20 protein-coding genes are annotated in these 22,376 nt (G+C 48.6%); 7 read left to right on the top strand and 13 right to left on the bottom strand.

Features of this window, described 5'->3' with window-relative positions; genetic code table 11:
- Positions 1 to 110: 110 nt before the first annotated feature.
- The 6 genes from tal to HMPREF2804_RS06675 all read right to left on the bottom strand — a co-directional run bounded on the left by tal (position 111) and on the right by HMPREF2804_RS06675 (position 8,038).
- Positions 111 to 1,217 (bottom strand): transaldolase, encoded by a 1,107-nt coding sequence (gene tal / locus HMPREF2804_RS06650; protein ID WP_070450184.1) that lies wholly within the window; start codon positions 1,215 to 1,217, stop codon positions 111 to 113.
- Positions 1,218 to 1,326: 109 nt separating this feature from the next.
- Positions 1,327 to 3,468, bottom strand: a complete 2,142-nt coding sequence (gene tkt, locus HMPREF2804_RS06655) for a transketolase (protein WP_083297370.1) — start codon at positions 3,466 to 3,468, stop codon at positions 1,327 to 1,329.
- A 324-nt stretch (positions 3,469 to 3,792) separates the two neighbouring features.
- Complete coding sequence (locus HMPREF2804_RS06660) at positions 3,793 to 4,704, bottom strand: heme o synthase (RefSeq protein ID WP_048752300.1); 912 nt, start codon at positions 4,702 to 4,704, stop codon at positions 3,793 to 3,795.
- A 300-nt stretch (positions 4,705 to 5,004) separates the two neighbouring features.
- A complete protein-coding gene (locus HMPREF2804_RS06665; protein WP_048752210.1) occupies positions 5,005 to 6,051 on the bottom strand; it encodes a COX15/CtaA family protein in 1,047 nt (348 codons plus the stop codon).
- 95 nt (positions 6,052 to 6,146) lie between these two features.
- Entirely contained in the window at positions 6,147 to 6,929 is a 783-nt protein-coding gene (locus HMPREF2804_RS06670) for an ABC transporter permease (RefSeq protein ID WP_048752298.1), read from the bottom strand.
- Positions 6,930 to 6,973: 44 nt separating this feature from the next.
- On the bottom strand, positions 6,974 to 8,038 hold the full coding sequence (locus HMPREF2804_RS06675; protein ID WP_070450189.1) for an ABC transporter ATP-binding protein: 1,065 nt from the start codon (positions 8,036 to 8,038) through the stop codon (positions 6,974 to 6,976).
- Between the two features lie 279 nt (positions 8,039 to 8,317).
- On the opposite strand from HMPREF2804_RS06675, the gene HMPREF2804_RS06680 reads away from it, so the two are divergent.
- The 5 genes from HMPREF2804_RS06680 to HMPREF2804_RS06700 all read left to right on the top strand — a co-directional run bounded on the left by HMPREF2804_RS06680 (position 8,318) and on the right by HMPREF2804_RS06700 (position 13,110).
- Entirely contained in the window at positions 8,318 to 9,142 is an 825-nt protein-coding gene (locus HMPREF2804_RS06680) for a helix-turn-helix transcriptional regulator (RefSeq protein ID WP_048752207.1), read from the top strand.
- Between the two features lie 93 nt (positions 9,143 to 9,235).
- Entirely contained in the window at positions 9,236 to 10,693 is a 1,458-nt protein-coding gene (gene sufB / locus HMPREF2804_RS06685; RefSeq protein ID WP_048752205.1) for a Fe-S cluster assembly protein SufB, read from the top strand.
- Entirely contained in the window at positions 10,693 to 11,967 is a 1,275-nt protein-coding gene (sufD, locus tag HMPREF2804_RS06690; RefSeq protein ID WP_048752203.1) for a Fe-S cluster assembly protein SufD, read from the top strand. Before sufB ends, sufD begins: the two co-directional genes overlap by 1 nt.
- A gap of 18 nt (positions 11,968 to 11,985) precedes the next feature.
- Positions 11,986 to 12,744: a Fe-S cluster assembly ATPase SufC gene (gene sufC / locus HMPREF2804_RS06695; protein ID WP_004004627.1), complete on the top strand. Its 759-nt coding sequence runs from the start codon at positions 11,986 to 11,988 to the stop codon at positions 12,742 to 12,744.
- 36 nt (positions 12,745 to 12,780) lie between these two features.
- Positions 12,781 to 13,110: a metal-sulfur cluster assembly factor gene (locus tag HMPREF2804_RS06700; RefSeq protein ID WP_048752201.1), complete on the top strand. Its 330-nt coding sequence runs from the start codon at positions 12,781 to 12,783 to the stop codon at positions 13,108 to 13,110.
- 103 nt (positions 13,111 to 13,213) lie between these two features.
- Here the strand turns inward: HMPREF2804_RS06700 and HMPREF2804_RS06705 are convergent, their stop codons facing one another.
- Together HMPREF2804_RS06705 and HMPREF2804_RS06710 are read right to left on the bottom strand one after the other, a co-directional pair.
- Positions 13,214 to 13,681: an HD domain-containing protein gene (locus HMPREF2804_RS06705; RefSeq protein WP_115333565.1), complete on the bottom strand. Its 468-nt coding sequence runs from the start codon at positions 13,679 to 13,681 to the stop codon at positions 13,214 to 13,216.
- Between the two features lie 108 nt (positions 13,682 to 13,789).
- Positions 13,790 to 14,764 carry a GNAT family N-acetyltransferase gene (locus HMPREF2804_RS06710; RefSeq protein WP_239661847.1) on the bottom strand — a complete coding sequence of 325 codons (975 nt, stop codon included), beginning with the start codon at positions 14,762 to 14,764 and terminating at the stop codon, positions 13,790 to 13,792.
- A gap of 333 nt (positions 14,765 to 15,097) precedes the next feature.
- On the opposite strand from HMPREF2804_RS06710, the gene HMPREF2804_RS06715 reads away from it, so the two are divergent.
- Positions 15,098 to 15,910, top strand: a complete 813-nt coding sequence (locus tag HMPREF2804_RS06715) for a DUF4253 domain-containing protein (RefSeq protein WP_070627790.1) — start codon at positions 15,098 to 15,100, stop codon at positions 15,908 to 15,910.
- A gap of 50 nt (positions 15,911 to 15,960) precedes the next feature.
- Here the strand turns inward: HMPREF2804_RS06715 and HMPREF2804_RS06720 are convergent, their stop codons facing one another.
- The 3 genes from HMPREF2804_RS06720 to HMPREF2804_RS06730 all read right to left on the bottom strand — a co-directional run bounded on the left by HMPREF2804_RS06720 (position 15,961) and on the right by HMPREF2804_RS06730 (position 18,036).
- Positions 15,961 to 16,527, bottom strand: a complete 567-nt coding sequence (locus HMPREF2804_RS06720) for an energy-coupling factor transporter transmembrane protein EcfT (protein WP_246824234.1) — start codon at positions 16,525 to 16,527, stop codon at positions 15,961 to 15,963.
- A 117-nt stretch (positions 16,528 to 16,644) separates the two neighbouring features.
- On the bottom strand, positions 16,645 to 17,436 hold the full coding sequence (locus HMPREF2804_RS06725; RefSeq protein WP_070627795.1) for an energy-coupling factor ABC transporter ATP-binding protein: 792 nt from the start codon (positions 17,434 to 17,436) through the stop codon (positions 16,645 to 16,647).
- Between the two features lie 6 nt (positions 17,437 to 17,442).
- Positions 17,443 to 18,036: a biotin transporter BioY gene (locus HMPREF2804_RS06730; protein ID WP_070627796.1), complete on the bottom strand. Its 594-nt coding sequence runs from the start codon at positions 18,034 to 18,036 to the stop codon at positions 17,443 to 17,445.
- 268 nt (positions 18,037 to 18,304) lie between these two features.
- Between HMPREF2804_RS06730 and abc-f the strand changes: the two genes are divergently transcribed.
- Positions 18,305 to 19,903 carry a ribosomal protection-like ABC-F family protein gene (abc-f, locus tag HMPREF2804_RS06735; RefSeq protein ID WP_070627798.1) on the top strand — a complete coding sequence of 533 codons (1,599 nt, stop codon included), beginning with the start codon at positions 18,305 to 18,307 and terminating at the stop codon, positions 19,901 to 19,903.
- 591 nt (positions 19,904 to 20,494) lie between these two features.
- Here the strand turns inward: abc-f and HMPREF2804_RS10800 are convergent.
- Positions 20,495 to 21,211 (bottom strand): metal-dependent hydrolase, encoded by a 717-nt coding sequence (locus HMPREF2804_RS10800; RefSeq protein WP_083296686.1) that lies wholly within the window; start codon positions 21,209 to 21,211, stop codon positions 20,495 to 20,497.
- Positions 21,212 to 21,342: 131 nt separating this feature from the next.
- Positions 21,343 to 22,311 carry an SURF1 family cytochrome oxidase biogenesis protein gene (locus HMPREF2804_RS06740; RefSeq protein WP_070450192.1) on the bottom strand — a complete coding sequence of 323 codons (969 nt, stop codon included), beginning with the start codon at positions 22,309 to 22,311 and terminating at the stop codon, positions 21,343 to 21,345.
- Positions 22,312 to 22,376: the final 65 nt, after the last annotated feature.

Raw genomic sequence — 22,376 nt, forward strand, 5'->3', positions numbered from 1 at the left:
GAGAGATATCTGACAGCGAGCGCCGGAGCTAATTTTGTGCTATTTATAGCGACAGCGCTCGCCTTATGAACTTTAGAGAACGGGTATAACGAAAAGTTATTCACTAGTCACTAACGTGACTCACTAAGTGCTTTCCGTACGGTCTCCAGAAGCTCTTCCCACGAAACGTCAAACTTTGCAAGACCCTCGGTTTCGAGCTTATCCACAACCTCTACATATGAGATACCCAGACGCTCGATATCGTCCAGAATCTTGTTGGAGTTCGTATACTCACCAGTAACAGTATCTCCCGTAATTTCACCATGGTCAGCAACAGCATTCAGAGTTGCTTCAGGCATGGTATTGACAGTGTGTTTAGCGACCAGACCGCTAACGTAGAGAGTATCTGGAAGCGCCGGATCTTTGACTCCAGTAGATGCCCAGAGCGGGCGCTGAACGTTGGCACCATGAGACGCCAAACGTGCCCAGCGTTCAGAAGAAAACATCTCTTCAAAAACTTCATATGCCAGACGAGCATTTGCCAGACCGGCCTTACCCTTAAGCGCTAAGGCCTCTTCAGTACCGATTTCATTCAGACGGGTATCTACCTCGCTATCTACGCGGGATACGAAGAATGATGCGACCGAATGGATCTTAGAGAGATCCTTACCATTTTTGAGGGCTTCTTCAAGGCCGAGCATGTAAGCGTTAATGACTTCACGATAACGTGTTAGTGAGAAAATGAGAGTCACATTAACGCTGATTCCTGCTGCAAGAGTCATAGCAATAGGCTCCAGACCTTCGACGGTTGCGGGAATCTTGATCATGACATTCTCACGGCCTACACGCTCGTAGAGTTCTCGTGCCATTTTCTGGGTTCCCTCGGCATCGCGGGCAAGGCGGGGATCCACCTCAATAGAAACCCTGCCATCATAGCCCTTGGAAGCAGAATATATGGGCTCGAAGACGACACAAGCGGCGCGTACATCGTCAGTAGTCGTTGCGAAGACAGCTTCTTCAACGTCTGCACCGGATTCGGCAAGCTGACGCATCTGCTCAGCGTAAGCAGCACCTTTTGAAAGCGCACCGGCAAAGATAGTGGGGTTGGTAGTGACACCCACGACGTTCTTAGCGCTGATGAGCTCTGCAAGACTGCCACTGGTAAGACGGTCGCGGGAAAGATCATCAAGCCAAATGGAGACACCAGCGTCAGAGAGCTTTCGAGTTGAAACACTCATGAAATAAAACCTTCAATCTAAATTAGTTAATATGGACGGGTGAGCATTAATGAGCTATGCAAGATGCAACGCATCAGGACTCACCGAAAAACTTTAACTTGCCGACTGACTATTTGACCGCAGCGATAGATTCTTCAGCAGCAGTCACTACGGCTTCAGGGGTAATACCAAACTCACGGTACAAAGTCTTAGCATCAGCAGAAGCCCCAAAGTGCTCAATTGAGACAGCACGTCCTGCAGAACCGAGCAAATCATACCAGCTCACGCCCAAACCGGCTTCAACTGAGACGCGTGCTGCAACCGAGGAAGGCAGAACTGATTCTTGGTATTCGTTTGACTGCTCGTTGAACCATTCGCGGGAAGGCATTGAAACAACTCGAGCTGCAATGCCTTTTTCTGAGAGCTTGTGGCGAGCTTCGAGGGCAATTTCAACTTCGGACCCAGTTGCGATCAGGATGACATCTGGAGTTCCCTCGGTGTCAGCCATAACATAACCTCCGCAGGCAGTACCTTCTGCGGAAGCAAATTTTTCGACTTCAGTATCTGAATGAATATCCTCACGAGCCCAAACCGGTAGGTTCTGGCGAGAAAGTACTAGACCGGCAGGGCGGTCTTTCTTCTCAAGAATGGTGCGCCAAGCAACTGCAGTTTCGTTCGCATCCGCAGGGCGTACAACGTCGAATCCAGGAATTGCGCGCATTGAGCTGAGATGCTCGATCGGCTGGTGGGTAGGCCCGTCTTCGCCGACACCAATGGAGTCGTGAGTCCAGATATACAGCGCTGGTACACCCATGAGAGCTGAAAGTCGGACTGCAGGACGCTGGTAATCCGAGAATACGAAGAACGTCCCAGAGAAAGCACGGGTTGGCGAAGATAGCACGATACCGTTCACAATTGCTGCCGCCCCCTGCTCGCGAATACCGAAATGCAACACACGACCGTAGGGGCTACCTGTCCAATCCTCCGTACTGTGCGAAACCGGGTTGAATGATTCAGCGTTGTTGATAGTGGTGAGGTTAGAACCTGCTAGATCGGCAGATCCACCCCAAAGCTCAGGGAAAGTATCAGCAATAGCATTAATGACTTTGCCGGATGCTGCGCGGGTTGCTAGTGAAGTACCCGGCTCAAAGACAGGGAAAGCAGCCTTATAATCAACTGGCATTTCGCCTGACACCAGGCGGTTGTACAGCTTTGCCCGCTCGGGGTTAGCCTGAGCCCATGCCTCAAATTTTTCATTCCAGACCTTATGCGCAGCAGCCCCGCGTTCACGAAGTTCACGAGTATGCGCCAGAACCTCATCCTCAATGAAGAAGCTCTTTTCGGGGTCAAATCCTAGAACTTTCTTGGTTTCAACGATTTCTTCGGCCCCCAGCTTTGAGCCGTGAACGGACCCAGTATTTTGCTTGTTGGGTGCTGGGTAACCAATGATAGTACGCACCTCAATGAATGAAGGCTTATCCGTGACCGTTTTCGCGCGCTCAATAGCGTTGTAGAGTTCCTGCACATCTTCAACGTAGTTTCCGGTCTTGATCCAGTCCACGCGCTGAACATCCCAGCCGTAGGCCCGGTAACGAGCTGGCACGTCTTCGGTGAATGCAACGTCAGTGTCTTCTTCAATAGAAATATGGTTGCGATCCCAGAGTACGATGAGATTACCCAATTCTTGGTGCCCAGCAAGCGCACTGGCTTCTGCCGTTACGCCTTCCTGAACATCGCCTTCGGAGGCGATACAGTACACATAATGGTCAAAGGGAGAAGCACCAACCGGGGATTCGGGGTCGAAAAGACCACGCATATAACGTTGAGCATATGCAAAACCAACGGCAGAAGCGAGCCCCTGACCCAATGGACCAGTCGTAATTTCTACGCCCTTGGTGTGCTTATATTCGGGATGTCCAGGAGTGAGCGCATCCCATGTGCGAAGAGATTCTAGATCCTCCATCTCAAGACCATACCCACCCATAAATAATTGGGTGTAGAGAGTTAGCGATGTGTGACCGGGGGAGAGGATGAAACGATCGCGACCTTCCCAACGGTCATCGTTGGGGTCTTGGTTCATGACCTTTTGGAAGAGCAGATAGGCAACAGGAGCAAGGCTCATGGCGGTGCCGGGGTGACCTGACCCTACTTTCTCAACCGCATCGGCTGCCAATAAGCGAGCAGTATCAACCGCACGCTGGTCTACCTCAGTCCATTCGAACTTTTTGTTAGGGTTAGTCACGTATTGTCCCTTCGCTTGGTGGTACGTCATGCATGAAGTACACAAACAATAGTAGTCTGTGAACGCTGACTGCAGCAGATATAACTCAAAAGATAGGGTGCGTATTCCATGAGCACTCTCAACGAGTAATCATGTACATAGCATCTATAAATCTATCGTGAAATTCTACCTTCTTAAGGATAGTTCACCATCCTAGCGTTTATAGTATGTTCGCATGGTATTTAGACGACTTATGCCTCACGCTGAACTTACATACATAGGATGCTGTAGCCTAAGCTCCACGTAGATAAGTTTCAAAATAGACCACCCGTATCTTGAGATAGCTGCTTTACTCGCCTCAAGATACGGATGCTCTTAGAAAATAAAAGATTCTAATATAGGCTGCCCAACAAAAGGATCGATTGCCAATGCAATGAAAAGAATCGTTAGGTATGTGATGGACCCGAAAAATACCACCATAGCGGTACGGCTTGTCGCTACCTGCTGGAGAGCTAAATAATGGAGCTTGTGGCAGTGGTAGAGGAACCATGCACCAGCGATAGCCGCGCTAACGCCGTACACCCAGCCCGCGCCTCCAATAGGGATCAGTAGAAGCGAACAGATAACCATAGCCCAGCCGTAGAGTACGACCTGTACAGACACTGTTTGAGCGGGAGCGATAGCACCCAGCATAGGAACACCGGCTGCTTTATAATCCTCCGCGTATTTCATAGAGAGTGGCCAATAGTGCGGAGGAGTCCAGAGGAAAATTACTGTAAAGAGAATTAAAGCTGGCCATTCAATGGTATTGCGAACAGCTGCCCATGCAATTAGAACAGGCATACACCCGGCAATCCCACCCCACACAATATTCTGAGTAGTGCGCTTCTTTAAATACATGGAGTAGAAGACTACATAGAGCAAAATAGCGGCAAGCCCTAAAAGCCCAGAGAGGGGATTTACCATAGTCCACAGATATACGACGGAGATAACAGCAAGTGCCCATGCGAAGACGAGTGCTTCTCGGTCTGTTAGCTCTCCGGTAACTAGGGGGCGTTTTTCGGTTCGCTTCATTTTTCGGTCAATATCACGATCGATATAACAGTTGAAAGCGCAGGAAGCGCCAGCCGCCATGGCTCCGCCAAGAAGCGTATTTATGACTAACCAGAAACTGGGCATGCCGTGTGCCGCAAACATCATTGTAGGGGCGGTTGTTACTAGAAGAAGCTCAATAATTTGGGGCTTTGTCAGGTGAATATACGCTTTTATTTTGCGCCCCAAGGTCATGTCCCTTGTTGCCCGCGGAGTAGGTACAGTCACCTCTGACGCCGCATGCGTGGAGGACGGAACCTCCTGAATTGTGTAACCCTTCATGATGGGCTCCTTGACGTGTGTGCGTGTGCCTAATCTGCGCGTATCAATCTGTGGGGTAGGAGGTACTCACAGATAGGCATACCTTCGGCTCAAAGACGTGCAGGCGCAGGAATGCTCCTTAATAGTGTACGCCTAACCTTAAATAGCTACCAAGGCATGCCAGCAATAAACCCATATATGACATTGTGCGCTTACCGTGGGAATAACTCAGCTCTAAGAAATTGCTAGCCGCTGTTGAGCTAGGGCACGGGCCTTCTGAGAAGATAGGGTCAGCTGCCTTTCGATCAGCGATAGTGATGCCCAGGTAAACATACCCGACCCCAGCATATGCGCCTCAACGAGTAGAGGGGGAAGCCCGGTGTTGTATTGAATATAGCCAATCGCGCCCTGATAGACCATGATTGCTGCCAGTACAAGTAAAGATGATAAGAAAGCACGTGGCATGGCGTACTTCCGTACTAAAACAAACATGATAACCAGCAGAAAAAGAAACGCCCACACTGCCCATGCATGAGCACGGGATACTGCGATAGCGTCGAACTCGTGGCGATGCGTGCGTGGATCACCCGCATGCGGGCCTGTGCCGGTGACTACGGTACCCATAAAAAGTAAGAACGAAACTAACGCCAAATCTATCCAACCAAGTAGGCGGATAACACCACTTTTTTGTGGAGGAAATTCCTTAGTAATATCTTCGCGCTCAGAGATACCTGCCCTAAAATAGCGACGCACACGGTTTACCAAGATTGCTGCTAATCCAATCATGATGGCAGAGGCGAGGTAATGGGCTGTTACCATCCAGGGATTGAGCCGCTGCCATACAGTAACGCCGCCAATAACGGCCTGTAGCGGAATACCCCACAGGAGGAGTAAAGTCAGATTGAAAAGATCGCTATACTTTGATTCGTGTGCTCGTAATCCCGTAAAAAGCTTTGGAAAGATTGCTTTGACGTGGTGCACATCAGGCAGCGCAATTCGGAGAATCGCTAAGAACGCAAGGATAGTGATTACCATGAGCACAAAAGTGAGCATACGGTTACCGAATTCAACGAGCCCATGGATACCGTCGGCAGGGGTAGTTGTCCACTGTTCTGCAGTACACCGAGGCCAGGTATCGCATCCAAGGCCTGATCCCGTAAGGCGCACAACGGCGCCAGTTACGATGAGTAAGAGATTGCTCAGAGCCGTACCCACCGCTGTGTACAAAACCCAGGGGGTGTATTGGATGGGAGATAGTTTATTTTTGAGGGTAACTAGCATAAGAAAAGCCTTTTAAACCGTGTATGCGTTAGGAATGATCGTTGATGGTGCTGGTTGATTCCAGAACTCGTCCCGAAATCCTGAACTTAAGAGCGCTAATCGGACCATTTAAATTTACGTGAAGCAATAAAACCAATCACTAGTGTCCAGACAAGTAGCACAGCATGGGGAAGGGGTAAAAATATATCCTGTAGATAATCACCGCGAATCGCTTCACCTAAAGCGCCTGAAGGCAGGCACAGAATGATAATGCGGTACAGCTCAGGGAAATTATCTATTGGAATAAGGATCCCACCAGCGCTGGCCAGAACAACCCAGGCGATATTCACGATAGCTAAAGTTGCCTCAGCCCTCACCGTCCCAGCAACGAGTAAGCCTAGGGCTGTAAATGCGGCAGCCCCAAGCAATAAAGTACTAAAAGAGCGATACATCGCAAAAATATCCGGACGCCATCCAAGACCGAACCCAACGATAGTGACCATAATAAACTGTATGGCGATAACGGTGATAACTGCCAGCACCTTGCCGATAATAAGCCCGTTGCGTCCTAGAGGGGTGGTAGACAGAAAACGAAGAACACCGTACCGGCGGTCAAAACCAGTGGCAATCCCTTGACCAGAAAGTGCAGTTGAGACAACACAGAGAGCCAGTACCCCCGGCACTGCAACATTGACGCGGGTCGTATTCAACGCATCAGCGTAAGAATCCAGAAAGCTTGTATAGCGAAGTCCAAAAAGCGCCATCACGGGGAAGGCAATATTGAGCATCAGCTGTTCACCATTTTTAAGCATGGCAAGGGTCTCATATTTACCTTGAGCTAGAATACGCTGAAAACTAGAAGCAGCGCGCGGATACGGATACTCGTTACCTTCTGTCATCTGCTGACTATCGGGGGCAGTGGGCAGCTCTGCATTTGTGGGGTTCATCGAATATCACGTCCCGAAATATCCAAGAATACGTCTTCCAAAGTCTTCGGTTCCATCGTGAGAGAGTTAGGCATAAGGTAGTGATGTGCTAGGGCTGTCGTGAAAGCGGAAAGATGTTCGGGTGTAAGGGGACCACGGAGCTCATATTCGCCTAAGCCGCCTAGTGAGTATGGCGTATGCTCTATAAGCTCTACATCCGTACGAAGATGTACAGGCAATAAGTCGTCACGCGTAGGTGAAGGTGCTTCTAACGTGAAATGAAGCCGTACAACCCCGTCTCCTGTTACAAGTTCTGGGACTGTACCTTCACGCGCCGTTTGACCATTATCAATAATATAGACATAATCCGCGAGCTTTTGCGCATCATCAATGAGATGGGTTGTTAAGATAATGGCGACTCCAGCCTCACGCTGCTCACGAATAATGTCAAAGACGACATTGCGAGACTGCGGATCAAGTCCTGCTGATGGTTCGTCTAAAAAGAGTACCGAAGGACGCCCAAGAAGGGCTGCTGCTAATGAGACACGTTGTTTTTGTCCCCCAGAAAGACGCCGAATATTGGTGCCGTTAAAAGCATCTATTCCTAAACGATCTACAAGTTCACCGACAGGATAAGGATTGGCGTACATCTGAGCAACATGTTCAAGAAGTGGTACGGGACGTACGGCATTAGGAAGCCCCCCATCCTGAAGCATGATACCGACGGAGGCCCGCATCTCTGGGGATGCCAGAAGAGGGTCTTCTGAAAGAAGCTGAATAGTGCCGGACGTAGGTTCAGTAAGCCCCTGGGCACATGCAAGAGTTGTAGTCTTACCTGCACCGTTAGCACCCAAGAGTACAACAACCTCGCCGGGATAGACTTGAAGACTTATGTCAGCAACTGCGCGATGCATACCCTGAGCGGTAAGACGTTCAGGGTGTTTCTCGCGGAAAGAACGAGAGGGCTTAAACTCTTTGACGAGATGAGAAATCTTGAGTGCAGGATCGCTGCTAGTACCGCGAGCTGCTGAAATGTCTAATGCGGTAGCTGCTTGGTGTTGATAAGCTTCAGTTTCTGCCACCTCTCTATCTTAAGCCCTCAGAGAGTAATCTCTATGTTTCCCTCTAGCGATAGCATCTTTATGACGCGAGTTAGATCACGTCAAAGTGAGGATATGAACCGCTTAGCACTCTCATGGAAATGCCCGAAGAGCAAAAATACCTAGAGGCCTAAAGGCGGGTATTATCTTTCACCGGTTCTTATGGCTTACCGCAGCTAAGCAAGAGACTAAACGGTGTGGTGTGTGCAAGTAGGAAGACCTTACTAGCCAAGATTGAAGTAATTAGGACATACTTTAGTTGTGTATTCCGTGAACAAGACATCTCATCGAGGGCTTCAACAGCAGCCTTCCTCGCATAAGAAGTCAAGCTCTGGCGCACGTAAAGCGGAAGTTGAAGAACGCACCCGTGACCGGGTTCTTCGTGGTGTCCTGAACCATGGTCCCGTGTCTGCGGCAAGCTTGGGAGAGCTTTTAAGCTTGACCCCCGCCGCTGTGCGTCGGCACCTTGATGCGCTTGAACAAGCAAACATGATTGAAGTTGCTTCTCTCAAACAATATGGGGCAGGTGCGGGGCGCCCAGCTCGACGGTACGTCATCGCACCTCAAGGTCACGAACGTCTAGGAAATGACTATTTGATGATTGCGCGCAACGCTCTTGAAATGTTGCGTGACACCGTTGGGGAGAGCGCACTTGAAACTTTCGCATCCACACGGGCTGCCGAAATGGAGGCACGATACCGCCCTGTTGTGGAAGCGGCAGGGGAGGATGTTGCGGCGCGAGCCCAGGCTCTCGCTGAAGCCATGAGTCGTGATGGGTTTGTGACAACAGCGCAGATTACAGAACCACCTGCCGGTCGGCTCGCGCCGGGGAAATTGCTAGCTAGCATACAGCTCTGCCAAGGGCATTGCCCAATACGCGATCTGGCTGAAGATTTTCAGGTTTTCTGCGAACAAGAGACTGGGATTATTTCTGATCTTCTGGGCGTTGACGTACGTAGGCTATCAACGATGGCTGGAGGGGCTCACGTATGCACAACTCACGTTCCGCTCAATCACTTAACAGAACGTGTGAATTCTGAAAAACCGGAAACATCAGAAAGCATGCGGGGTAATTCGGCACGGTAGAAATTACCCCAACCTAGAGTGTGTTATTCCAAAGACTACCGAGCCCGCATCTGCGGAGCCGGATAAATTTCAATCCATCTAAGAAAGGCCGTAATGACTGAGCAAGTTGAGCAGAGTGCCAACGACACTGTCATTTCAGAGATTCTGGAGTTGAACCCTGAACTCGAGGGCATTGGCAATTACGAGTATGGTTGGGCAGACTCTGACGAGGCGGGCCAGTCCGCTAAGCGTGGTCTGGACGAAGCCGTAGTGCGTGACATCTCTGCGAAGAAGAATGAACCCCAGTGGATGCTGGATATGCGTCTGAAGGCATTGAAGTTTTTCGAGCGTAAGCCGATGCCAACCTGGGGTGCAGATCTTTCTGACATCGATTTCGATAACATCAAATACTTCGTGCGTTCTACCGAAGGTCAGGCTGAGTCTTGGGAAGAGCTTCCTGAAGATATCCGCGTGACATATGAACGTTTGGGTATTCCGGAAGCGGAACGTAACTCATTGGTCGCTGGTGTTGCCGCTCAGTATGAGTCTGAGGTTGTGTACCACCAGATCCGTGAAGACTTGGAGTCTCAAGGCGTTATCTTTGTTGATACCGATACCGGTTTGCGCGATTATCCTGAAATATTTAAGGAATACTTCGCCTCTATTATCCCTATCGGCGATAACAAGTTCTCCGCTCTTAATACTGCGGTGTGGTCTGGCGGATCATTTGTGTATGTTCCGCCGGGGGTACATGTTGAGATCCCCCTGCAGGCATATTTCCGCATTAATACTGAGAACATGGGGCAGTTTGAGCGTACCTTGATCATCGCAGATGAAGGGTCATATGTTCACTATATTGAGGGCTGCACCGCGCCTGTATACCGCTCTGATTCGCTGCACTCAGCAGTTGTCGAGATCGTTCTTAAGAAGAACGCCCGTGTTCGCTACACTACCATTCAGAACTGGTCGAACAACGTGTACAACCTGGTGACTAAACGAGCAGTCGCGCATGAGGGTGCCACTATGGAATGGGTTGATGGTAACATCGGCTCTAAGGTTACTCAGAAGTATCCTGCAGTATATATGGTCGGTGAACACGCCAAGGGCGAGACTCTGTCAATCGCGTTTGCTGGTGAAGGGCAGCATCAGGATACTGGTTCCAAGATGGTGCATATTGCCCCGAATACTTCTTCAACGATTGTTTCGAAGTCCGTGGCTCGTAACGGCGGACGTAGCGCATACCGCGGTCTAGTGCAGGTACGTGAAGGTGCGAAGCACTCGAAATCATCCGTGGTGTGTGATGCTCTCTTGGTTGATACTGTATCGCGTTCAGATACCTACCCCTATGTCGACGTTCGTGAAGATGACGTTACGATGGGGCATGAAGCTACGGTTTCACGCGTTTCTGAAGAACAGCTCTTTTACCTCATGCAGCGTGGGCTGGCCGAGGATGAAGCAATGGCTATGATTGTGCGAGGCTTCGTTGAACCGATTGCTCGTGAGCTGCCCATGGAATACGCACTTGAACTTAACCGCCTCATCGAACTTCAGATGGAAGGATCTGTGGGCTAATGTCGACTAACGAAGAGACCCTGGGATATCACAGCCCAATTATTCCCGGTATGGATCAGGAAGGCGAGAAGCTCGCCTCTGAGCATGTCCATGATGATACTATTTTGCGCGCTACCGAGGAACACCATCAAGGCTCAAACCCTAATAACGTGCAGAAGGTTCTTGACGCTTCCCGCGCAGAACGGAAAACCTCATATAACGTTGAAGACTTTGAGCCACTTACTGGACGCGAGGAAGATTGGCGTTTTACCCCGCTGAAACGTTTGGGCGGTCTTCACCTTGACACTCTGCAGGCACAAGCCCCAGCTCCGAAGATCCAAGCACCTTCTGAAGTTATCCTTGAAGAAGTATCCCGTGAAGATGAGCGCATTGGTACAGCAGGTGTTCCTGAAGACCGTGTAGCTGCAAATGCATGGACTCATTTTAAGACAGCTACTGTGGTGACTATTCCCGCCGAAACCGAGCTTACTGAGCATATCGAAATAGATATTGACGGACAGCATTGTGATGCTGCTACTCAACATATACTGATTGAGGCTAAACCATTCTCAAAAGCGGTTGTTGTAATTCGGCATACCGGATCGGCTGTTCTGGCGCAGAACATAGAATTCCTGATACAAGATTCTGCACAGTTGAGCGTTATTACCCTTCAACAATGGAATGACGATGCGATTCATGCCTCAGCGCAGTATGCCAAGCTAGGACGCGATGCTCGTTTCAAACATGTGTGCGTTTCATTGGGCGGTGATATGGTGCGTGTTACCCCTTCAACGAAATTCACGGAACCGGGCGCTGAGACAGAGATGTACGGTCTTTATTTTGTGGATGCTGGCCAGCACATCGAGTCACGTTTGTTTGTGGATCATTCTGTGCCCAACTGCAAGTCGCGAGTGACTTATAAAGGCGCATTGCAGGGCAAAGCAGCGCACTCCGTATGGGTTGGTGACGTCCTCATTGGTAAAGATGCGGAAGGTACGGATACCTATGAGCTGAACCGTAATCTCCTCTTGGAGATTGGTCCGCGCGCTGATTCCGTACCGAACTTGGAGATCGAGACTGGACGTATTGAAGGTGCCGGTCACGCATCAACAACCGGTCAGCTAGATGATGAGCATCTATGGTACCTGCGGGCTCGTGGTATTCCGGAAGCTGAAGCACGTCGTCTAGTGGTCCGCGGATTCTTAAACGAGATTATCCAGCAGATTCGCGTACCAGAGCTTGAAACAGAACTTACTGATGCCCTTGAAGCAGAGCTTGCTCTCAGCAACAACTAAGCCTTATTAGGAGAAACAATGTCTACCCTTGAAATCAAGGATTTGCACGTCTCGGTCATTCTTGATGATGAAAAAACTAAGCCTATTCTCAAAGGCGTGAACTTAACCATTAACTCGGGCGAAATCCACGCTATTATGGGTCCAAATGGTTCCGGTAAATCTACTCTTGCCTCAACTATTGCCGGTCACCCCAAATACCAGATTGATTCCGGGCAGATACTGCTTGATGGTGACGATATTACCGAGATGAGTGTGGATGAGCGTGCTCGTGCTGGGCTGTTCCTTGCCATGCAGTACCCAGTCGAGATCCCCGGTGTCACGATGTCTAACTTCCTGCGTGCTGCTAAAACTGCTGTGGACGGTAAGGCACCTAACTTACGAACCTGGACCAAAGACGTTAAAGAAGCTATGAACCATCTGGACATTGATCCTGCGTTCGTTGCTCGTAACGTCAATGAAGGTTTCTCCGGCGGTGAGAAGAAACGTCATGAGATTCTGCAGCTGGAGCTTTTGAAGCCCAAGTTCGGTATTCTTGATGAAACTGACTCCGGCCTTGACGTTGATGCTCTTAAAGTCGTGTCTTCCGGCGTGAACCGTGCTCACGAGGAAAATAATATGGGTGTTATGCTGATTACGCACTATACCCGTATCCTGCGTTATATTAAGCCCGAGTTTGTGCATGTTTTTGTAGACGGCAAAATGGTCGATCAGGGCGGTCCTGAACTTGCAGATCGTCTAGAAGAAGAAGGTTATGTAGCATACACTGGGAAGAAATAATCTTATTCAGTACGAACTACTTGTAAGAGGTGCATCATGACTGAGACAGTGCAAGCTCGTCCCTCGCAAGAGGAAATTGAGGAAGTCCTCAAGGAAGTCATTGACCCTGAACTTGGGGTAAATATCGTTGATTTGGGTCTGCTTTATGGCATGCGCTGGGATGATAATGGAGTCCTGATCCTAGATCTAACGCTTACCACAGCTGCATGTCCGCTACAGGACGTTATTGAGGAACAGGTGGAAGCAAATCTCGATAGTGTCGTTACCGAATGGCGCGTGAACTGGGTATGGATGCCCCCGTGGGGGCCCGAACGCATTACTGAGGATGGTCGCGATATGATGCGCGCTCTCGGCTTCAACATTTAGCGTTGCCATACGTTTGTTTTGCTGTAAGGGGTGGGTACCTGGAACATTCCAGGTACCCACCCCTTGATTTATAATTCCACCTGATATTTGTAATACTACTCGTTCATATGTTTTCGGTTACACCTAAGAATCTGAGTGATTTACTGTATTTCTTCGCCAGACGTTTGCGAGTATCTTCGTCAAGGTGGGAAACACGTTCCGGGTCAGTGTTATCGGCAATGTCAGCACGTTTGACCCACAGTGCAATTTCATTAGCGCGAACTCTCGCCATAGATGACTCCAGAGGTTCATACGGACGTTTGGTGAGCGCATCAACGGCATCAATAATGCGGGCTGAAAAGTACCGAGCAAGGTAAGGGAGAGTGACTTCTGTATCCTCTACGGTATCGTGCAATAACGCCACGATCTGTGCTTCTGTGCGAAGCTCTTCAGGGGCAATTTCGCGCACTTTAAAAGCAACCCGTCGTGGATGAGATATATAAGGCCAACCGTTTTTATCGACCTGCCCAAGGTGAGCGTTGTCAGCGATACTATCTGCGAGACGAATCATTTCTTTGAAATATGAATTCATCGTTGTCTCCTTCATCAACGTGATACTTCTAATGTACTCTGTACGTCATTGTGCTGCGTTACTGCTTGTCATACATCAAGATTCTTTGCTTCTAGCTGGTGAGAGTTATCAAACCTCAAAAGACCGGTCTCCAACCCATATATAACTTCCTACTACTGTGCGCCCTACCCCTTGAGCATTGCGCAAGGACGGAACATTGTCGACATGGATTGTTCCCCATAGCATATCTTGAGGATTTACTTGAGGTAATTTGAGGAGGTTTTTAATACCGTGACGTAGAACTGCATTCCCTAGCCCTTGTCTGCGAAAAGGTACATCTAGACATAGCTCTTCGACGCTAAACCCTCTAAGTCCTTGTTCGCCTCTGCGATCTAGAGTCAAAAATCCTGCCGAGGAGTTATCCACTGTAATATGCCAGCCTGTTCCTTGACGTATAGCATCTTCAAATGATTCTTCTCCCTGAGGAGTGGCCCACTCAAAAAGATGGGGGTTCTTAACTGCAATAGATTCATATATGCGCTGCGTTTCGTAACTGGCAGCAGAAGCATCAGCAGGAGAAAGCGGGATGAGCTCTACTCGATCATAATTCTTCGGCCACAAGCGTTTGTCTAACTCACCTAGAGTCCCGGCGACAATGTGCATGTCAATAGTTGTTGCACGAGCACCAGGGACTGAACCAAGGCCACGTACAAGCTGATCTACCTTACCTGGCACAAAGAAACGTGTGCATATAGGACGGAAGCTTTCATAGTGGCGAAGCAAAGATTGGCTTAGAGCTGCGATATAGACTGTAGTACAAGGAATATTCGTAGCTATTACATCTATAAAAGGTCGATTCAGATCTTGCCCACGGTATCGAATTCCTGTAAGCGTTTGGTATGTGGCATGTGAATCTGTTATCGAAAAGAATCTATTGGCCCAGTCTTGTGTGTCTTGCGTAGGCATGTAGTTGAACTGGTTCTGTAGAAGAGGACTTATATGATCTCGATACCCCGCACCAAACTCTAGGGAGGTACGTTCCGTAAAATCTGCTGCGAAGTATTCTGCGCACTGCTGTGAAAGTTCCTCAGCCGAGTAGTACATATGGAAATTCTGAGGGACCCAAGAACGAGGGAGAAAGTCGTGGGCTTGTTCTGCGGGAAGATTTCCTAGTATAAACATAGAGATACCCTAACATATGTGATGTGAAGCATGCTTATATTCAATTTATGAAACTTATTCTGTTTTAAAAGAGATAAAAATCATAGTATATGAATGTCAAATAACAGGTAGTTTTGAAATACTTTGAGGGTATATCATGTGAATTGCTTAAGATGCTTTAGACTCGCCCCAAATCTAGCGTAGAAATCTGTTGTATAAGGCAGAAACTAACCGAAAACTCAGGTAAACTGATGGGAATCAAGCATCGGAGACACCATGGCGGAACTCTACAAGAAGTTCACCTCTTTATATCATTATCCGCACCTGCGGATAGCCCCTGGCGCTCCCAGCAGTTACATTCACCATTTGTATCTTAACCGTTTGGCGGATGGGCGGACCTATGGGTTCACCCCGGTTCTGGTCGTACTTGACGATCTTCTTCTGTCTACTATCCAGAACAATATATCGGCGCGCACGAAAAACCCGCCAGTGAATATTAGCGCTGAGTACGTTAAATCCTATGCTCAAGATATATTGACAGAACACCAAAAACGCCTTGATAAGGATTCATTAGAAATTCTTGTGCGTAAAATATTAGCTCGAGCTGACTCGACTTTATTCGAGAACTATTATGAAGGATTTTTAACGTCGCAGGTAACGGTTCCTCGCGGCATTGCACCTGCTCTACGTGCACCTACCCCTCTGACATTCGTATCAAGCCTAATGAACGAAGATGAGACTCTAGATAATTCAGCTGAAATTATCTTGCTTGAAATTCCTACAGCGTACCCATCAGACGTCTTTGCGTATCTGCCGTTTGGCGGGTGGGAAGACGTCCCAAGTGCGGAAGACATGTTAGCACTCGCGCAGTATTGGTATGAGCGGGATGGTGCTATTCCGGCTGTTATTGCAGCAACCTACCTTGAGTTTTATACTGCAGAGCCAATCACAACATTGCGCGACGCCGAGGTGCTTGCTTTAGAACAGGGGATAATAAGTCGAGCGCTAAAGCCCACAAGTTATGAGGACCTCTCATGTGTCGTGAAGGGGCTTTATAACAAACCTTCGTGGTTCGTATGGTGGGAATAGTTTTGCTTAGCCGGGAATGATGTTGCTGGTGCCGTAAAAGAAAATTCCTTTTAGAGTTCTACGCCTCGTGCGGTTAAAACGTCCCCGGTTATTTGAGCGTATCCTACTGCTTGTACCACAAGAGGTACAAGCAGTCGCCAAGTGGAACGTTTGGGCAAACCGCGTGCGTGAGCAGCTTGTTGTAAAGCTGCCCAATTATCCATAATGGCAGGAATAGATCTTATAACCAGAGCGAGCATCAGTCCTATACGTTTGGGAGATAAGCCTAGAAGTTTAAGCGGTGTGAGTAACCAGATGATTCCATCAAGTAAAAGAGGTAGCGGAGTAGTCGTGAGAAGAATCCGTGAGATTAGGACGGCACCTAGCATGGTGCACATGACGTCTACCGCATTTTGCCACGTGCCCCAAAAGAGATAATAAAGTCCTAAAAGAATTATGAGCCATCGCAGTGTATAGACAATTTCTAAGAGCGTGCGGATGCGCATCCCAGCTGACCAGGACAAGATAAAACAAAAGAACAGAACGTATAGTGTTACTTCCCAACCGGTCACCGCGAGCGCGAGCAGTAAACAAGCGCAGAGGCTGCTTTTGCCCCAAAGCGGTGTGCGATGCAGCATCGAATTTCCCGGAGCGTAGCTTCCAATAAGTAAACTGCCGAGGAACGTCGTATGATGCAACCTATGAGCGGTTCGATTCACGCAGTTATATCCTTTCTAGACTACCTGAGTTGTATATCATACAGAGGGGTTTTCGTTGGGAAAACCTTGTTCACAATATAGACGGTATCGTTGAACCGTCTCGTGCGCTTTGCCATGGTATATAAGCTCTCCATTATGGATAATGATTGCTTCATCGCATGTCTCCGCCAAGTCGAGGTCGTGGGTACTGATAATAAGCATCTGATCGAGACTATTTAGAAGGTTTATCAGCCGTGTTCGATTACGTAGATCAAGAAGAGTCGTAGGCTCATCAAGTAAGAGGATTTGTGGTTCTACCGCTAAAATCCCAGTGAGGGCTACAAGTTGTTTCTCTCCGCTGGAGAGAGAAAAAATGCTCTGATCAGCCTTGTCGTCGAGACCTTGTTGAGCAAGGAGCTTATGTGCTTGCTCTAGGCGTTGAGTCCGGTTGAGAGAGCTATGCCGACGGAGGCTAAGCTCTAGATCTTCGAGGACTGTAGGCATGATAAGCTGCGCATCTGGGTTAGCGAAGAGCATACCTATAGACTGACGAGTTATCTGGGGACGTTCGGAGATATCTACTCCACATACCTTTATGACTCCCTGGGAGGGTCGAGTAATACCGTTAAAAAGCCCTAAAAAGGTTGACTTTCCCATGCCGTTAAGCCCAATAATCGCAGTTTTAGGTGCGGTTAAAGAGACTGATACATGGTCGATAATATTTCGAGTTTGTCCGTGAGCGTCTTCAGCTGACACGGTAACTGCATCAAGTTCAAGGGACGGGGGAGCGGACGGCATCGTTGGCGCTTCGTGCTCAATTTTGGCGCTACTTTTCTTGGAAAAAAACATCCTCAGTTACCTGCGAGATTTTGAGCACACTAACCCAGGAAATGCCCGATGCACAGCAGACGATACGATAGACGCAACGATAGATTTAAGAAGGTCTGGAAGAGCAAATGAAGCCGCGATAACGAACGCATGGGTAAATTCCATATGTCCGTTGGTCATAAGCCCTAAGATACCTCCTGCAGAAATTACAACGAAGCCTACCATAGCGCAGAAGATGCACAGGATAGCGGTAAGCCAGGGGTTGAGCTTTCTGCGGATTACTGTATAAGCTAGCGTCCCAGCCAATAACGCGCCCAGAGGATACGCCAGAAGATAGCCACCGGTTGGCGTCGCAAGCGTACCAAACCCTGAAGCACCTTTAGCAAAGATTGGTAGCCCTAGGCACCCTAACAGTACGTAGAGGAGAGTTGCTATAAAAGCTCGAAAACCACCGAGTACTAGAGCGGTGGTGTAGATAGCGAAAGGGCCAAGAGCTAAAGGAATCGGGACACCTGGGATTGGTAGTGCCAAAGGACTAAGAACCGCGATAAATGCTGCGAAGACTGCTATAAGAGCTATATTGCGCCCTGGTGATTGATCTGGGGCATAAGAGTTAGGCACGAGAGTTGATCCTTAAAAATATGAAGTCGTGTGTGGCTGATTATGACGTTCGGTGTCAAAATCGAGGGTAGTACCGCCCTCGACGCCGCTGGGGTCTTATATATATTCTTATACCTTCCTACCATAGAAAACGCATTATGTAATATATATGACGTTTTACGGAGACTATCGGGTGTCAGCGTCTTCTAGCGTAACTCACGTAGAATAGATGGATTGTTTAAACTCCTCATTCACTAACTGTTTTGTTGATCCTCGGAAGGGACATGTTGTGATTTCAGTACAGAATTTAGAGCTCCGCGCGGGTGCCCGTCTGTTAATGGAAGATGTAACCTTTCGGGTAGATAAGGGGGACAAGATCGGTTTAGTGGGGCGTAATGGGGCCGGGAAAACCACTATGACAAAAGTCTTGGCGGGATTAGCTCTACCAGCAGAAGGTACAGTCACCCGGTCCGGCTCTATCGGATACCTTCCTCAAGACCCCAAAGTCGATGATATGACTCAACTGGCGCGTGACCGTATTCTTTCAGCCCGCGGACTTGACGGAGTAGCCAGGAAAATGCGCCAAGCTCAAGAAGATATGGCGAGTGAAGATGAGAGCATACGTACAAAGGGTATGCGGCGCTATGATCGTCTTGAGACTGAGTTTATTGCTGGCGGCGGCTATGCCGCAGAATCTGAAGCCGCAGTTATAACCTCCAACTTGGATCTGCCTGAACGAGTACTCGCGCGACCTCTTGAGACTCTATCTGGTGGGCAGCGTCGTCGTGTGGAGTTAGCACGTATCTTGTTTTCAGCTGCCGATACGATGCTACTTGATGAACCAACAAACCATTTGGATGCGGACTCCATTTTATGGTTGCGTGAGTTCCTGAAAAATTTTTCGGGTGGTTTGCTGGTTATTAGCCACGATGTTGAGCTTATGGAGTTGGTAGTTAACCGTGTATTTTATCTTGATGCAAATCGTTGCGTGATTGACCAGTACAACATGGGGTGGAAGAACTATCTGAGCCAGCGTGAGCAAGATGAACATCGTCGTAAGCGTGAGCGCGCTAATGCTCAGAAGAAAGCTCAAGCACTCATGGAACAGGCTAATAAAATGCGGGCAAAGGCAACTAAAGCCGTGGCGGCTCAGCAGATGATAAAGCGTGCTGAACGTATGATGCGGGGTCTGGAAGACGAACGCCAAACAGATAAAGTTGCTGCTATCCGATTTCCTAAACCTGCCCCGTGCGGTAAGACGCCGCTGTCTGCACAAAGTCTTTCAAAATCCTACGGCTCACTTGAAATTTTTACCGATGTTGATCTGGCTATTGACCGTGGTTCTCGTGTTGTCGTCTTGGGGCTAAATGGTGCTGGTAAAACTACTTTGCTACGTATGTTGGCTGGCAACACTGCTCCCGACACCGGTAGAGTTGTCTATGGGCATGGAGCTAAGATCGGGTATTTCGCGCAGGAACATGAGATTCTCGATGGTGAGCGAACTGTTTTAGAAAATATGAAATCCGCCGCGCCGGATCTTGACGATACGCGGGTACGCACTATCCTCGGATCATTCCTTTTCTCTGGTGACGATGTGGAGAAACCAGCAGGTGTACTTTCCGGAGGAGAGAAAACTCGTCTTTCATTAGCAACTTTAGTCGCTTCGAGCGCCAATATACTTCTCTTGGATGAACCGACTAACAACCTTGATCCTGCATCTCGTAAAGAGATTCTGAACGCGCTCAAAGCTTATAAAGGCGCTATCGTTATGGTATCCCACGACGAAGGAGCTGTGGAGGCTCTAAACCCCGAACGTGTTCTTTTGCTTCCGGACGCAGTTGAAGACCTCTGGTCGAAGGAGTATCAGGATCTTATCTCACTTGCCTAGACGCAATCTGCTCTTAGGACAAGGAAAAGGTGTTTACCTAGCATCTGTATGTGATGTAACGCGTGGGAATGCTCCTAACCTTTGTGGGTATAGGTGTGTATGTAAACTGGCGCATAAGTGAAAGTGCTATGAAACTTTGAATATATCCTTAGAGCTTTCGCATATTATGTTGGCTATGTGGGATTTTCTGGCTAGAAGACACCCTCTTTACTTGATTTAATGATATATTGTGTGGATTTTATAAAAATATAGTGTGTATCTGCCTACATTGTGGGTTTTTGGCTGGAAAACCAATACATGAGCGGGTTAGACTTGAGTTGTTCCCGCAAATGCGAGGATGCAAAAGCACAGATTTTCGACTCTGACGAGCCGGATTAGCGCAGGTAGAGAGATTCTATCTGCTCGTAAAAGGAGAACAGCCTATGCATAACACTGAGTACGAAAAGTACCCCACCTCCGGTGAAGAGAACGTCGAGGTTGACGTCTTCTGGCCCATCCAGGACGCTTAAGTCTTGGCAAGACTGAGGTAAAAAGGTTTTATCTCCCGCTCCTAACCATATGGTTAGGAGCGGGAGATTCTTTGTTTGATGCTCAAGAAATAATAAAGTTATGGAGTGGGTAAGGGCAGAAACCTAAAAGAGCTGCCGTGTACCAAACGATATAACAGGTTAGGCAGAGAATAAGGACCTTTTCCCGGATGCTTCCTGCATCACCTAAAAGTGGGAGTGCCATGTAGCCGCTTTTCTTCCAGAGGGAAGAGGCAACAAGTGGTTTAACCGTAATGGGATATAGCGGGAGAACACCTCGGGTGGTCAGTGCGTCACCTATAACATGTAAGGTTGCGCCCACTGAAATGGCCCAGGGAAGAAGCTCTAAAGAATGAGTGGTATACGCAGCATAGCCTAGGGCGCAAGCCCCAATCCAACCTCCTGGAGCTCCTAAAATCCGCAAAGCCAGACCTCCTGAGAATGCGGCGAGAGCAAGGGACAACCACGGAATACTTTGGTAAGTGAGTGTACTGCCAAAGTATGCGATAGCCCAGAACGCGATGATCCCTAAAATTGAGTGCGTTCCCTTTCGGTGCCCTCCACTGATAAGGCCTACAACCCGGGCAATCCAACCTGATACAGGAGGTATAGAACGAGCGATAGAACCATTATGGTGATCGATATCTGGTAATACTCCTGCGCCAGCACAGGCAAGGGTTGTAACAATGAGGGTAGGAGTATTAGGGGTTTGGATTACACCAAGTTCTGAGAGAACCAACCAGCCAGCGGCAGCGCTGACGGTATGAGAATAACCCATCATGTGTGACGAAACCCCTCGTATTATTTCGAAACTATATATGAGATCTTAGATCCAGTATACAGGGAAAATTCGAAAAAGGTTTCGATTTTTATGGTGGGTTACTTCCATATCCCTGCAGGAAAGCCTGGCGGTTACGGCCGTTCTAACCTGTCCAGGAAAGCGTCTTCTTCCTCTTCATCGGTCAGACGCGAGTGTTTCTTGGCAGGGCGGGGGCGTACAATAGATTTCATATGAGAAGGCATATCGTCGATCATATCCATCTTGCGAAGCACAACGGTTTCATCCTCATGCCCAATATAACTGCCATCCTCGGCATAGAACTGCCTATAATAGCGTTCTAGCTCCTGGGCTACCTGAGCATCTAATTCATCATTACGAACTTTTTGCCGTGCACTCCAGGCATAAACAGCATAAATAAGAACTGCAAAAGCATACCATTGCATAGAATAGGACAGATTAGGTCCATTATCGAGTTCAGGTTCGGATTTCTGTACAGGCCGTTGCACAGGCGTAGGTTCTTCAGAGTCCAGCAGACCGTAAGCCCCAGCGGCGACAGGTAAATGCGTACGTTCGCTGATTTCCTGAAGGTTGATAGACGCGACTTGGCCTTCGGGAGCATCCTTACCTGTAGCGCTCTCTCCTTGGTGGACTCGCGCCACAACAATAACATCATTTGCTGGTGGCGCAGGGACTTCGGTGCTGGGGCGTGAAGCATCTGAAGAACTCGCCGACATCCAACCCCTATTGATAATGACTATTTCACCAGTATCTGCACGAAAAGGGACCAATACTTCGAATCCATTTTGTCCCTGATAAGGACGGTTGCGTACCAGTAGCTGTTGATCGGTGATATACCGACCACGAAGGGATACAGGGTGCCACTGCGCCCCCGAATCAAAGTCTTGAAAAATTGTAGGATGGTCTTGGAAGCTATAGGGAGTTGCGTGATAATTCTGCACGATTAGTGAGTTGCGCCAATCTAAAGCCTCTTTTCGGCTCATCTGCCAACCAGCTAGATAAACACAGATTATCGAGAAAATAATGCACAGCACGAAAGAGCCTATCCACTTACCCGTGAAGAGAAAACGGTATGCACCCATAGCGAATTCCTCATGCCTTTCGAAGCTGATATGAGCCTATAAAAATAGATGTGTATATAGAGACG

The sequence above is a fragment of the Rothia sp. HMSC065G12 genome (assembly GCF_001811455.1).
GTDB classification, from domain to species: domain Bacteria; phylum Actinomycetota; class Actinomycetes; order Actinomycetales; family Micrococcaceae; genus Rothia; species Rothia dentocariosa.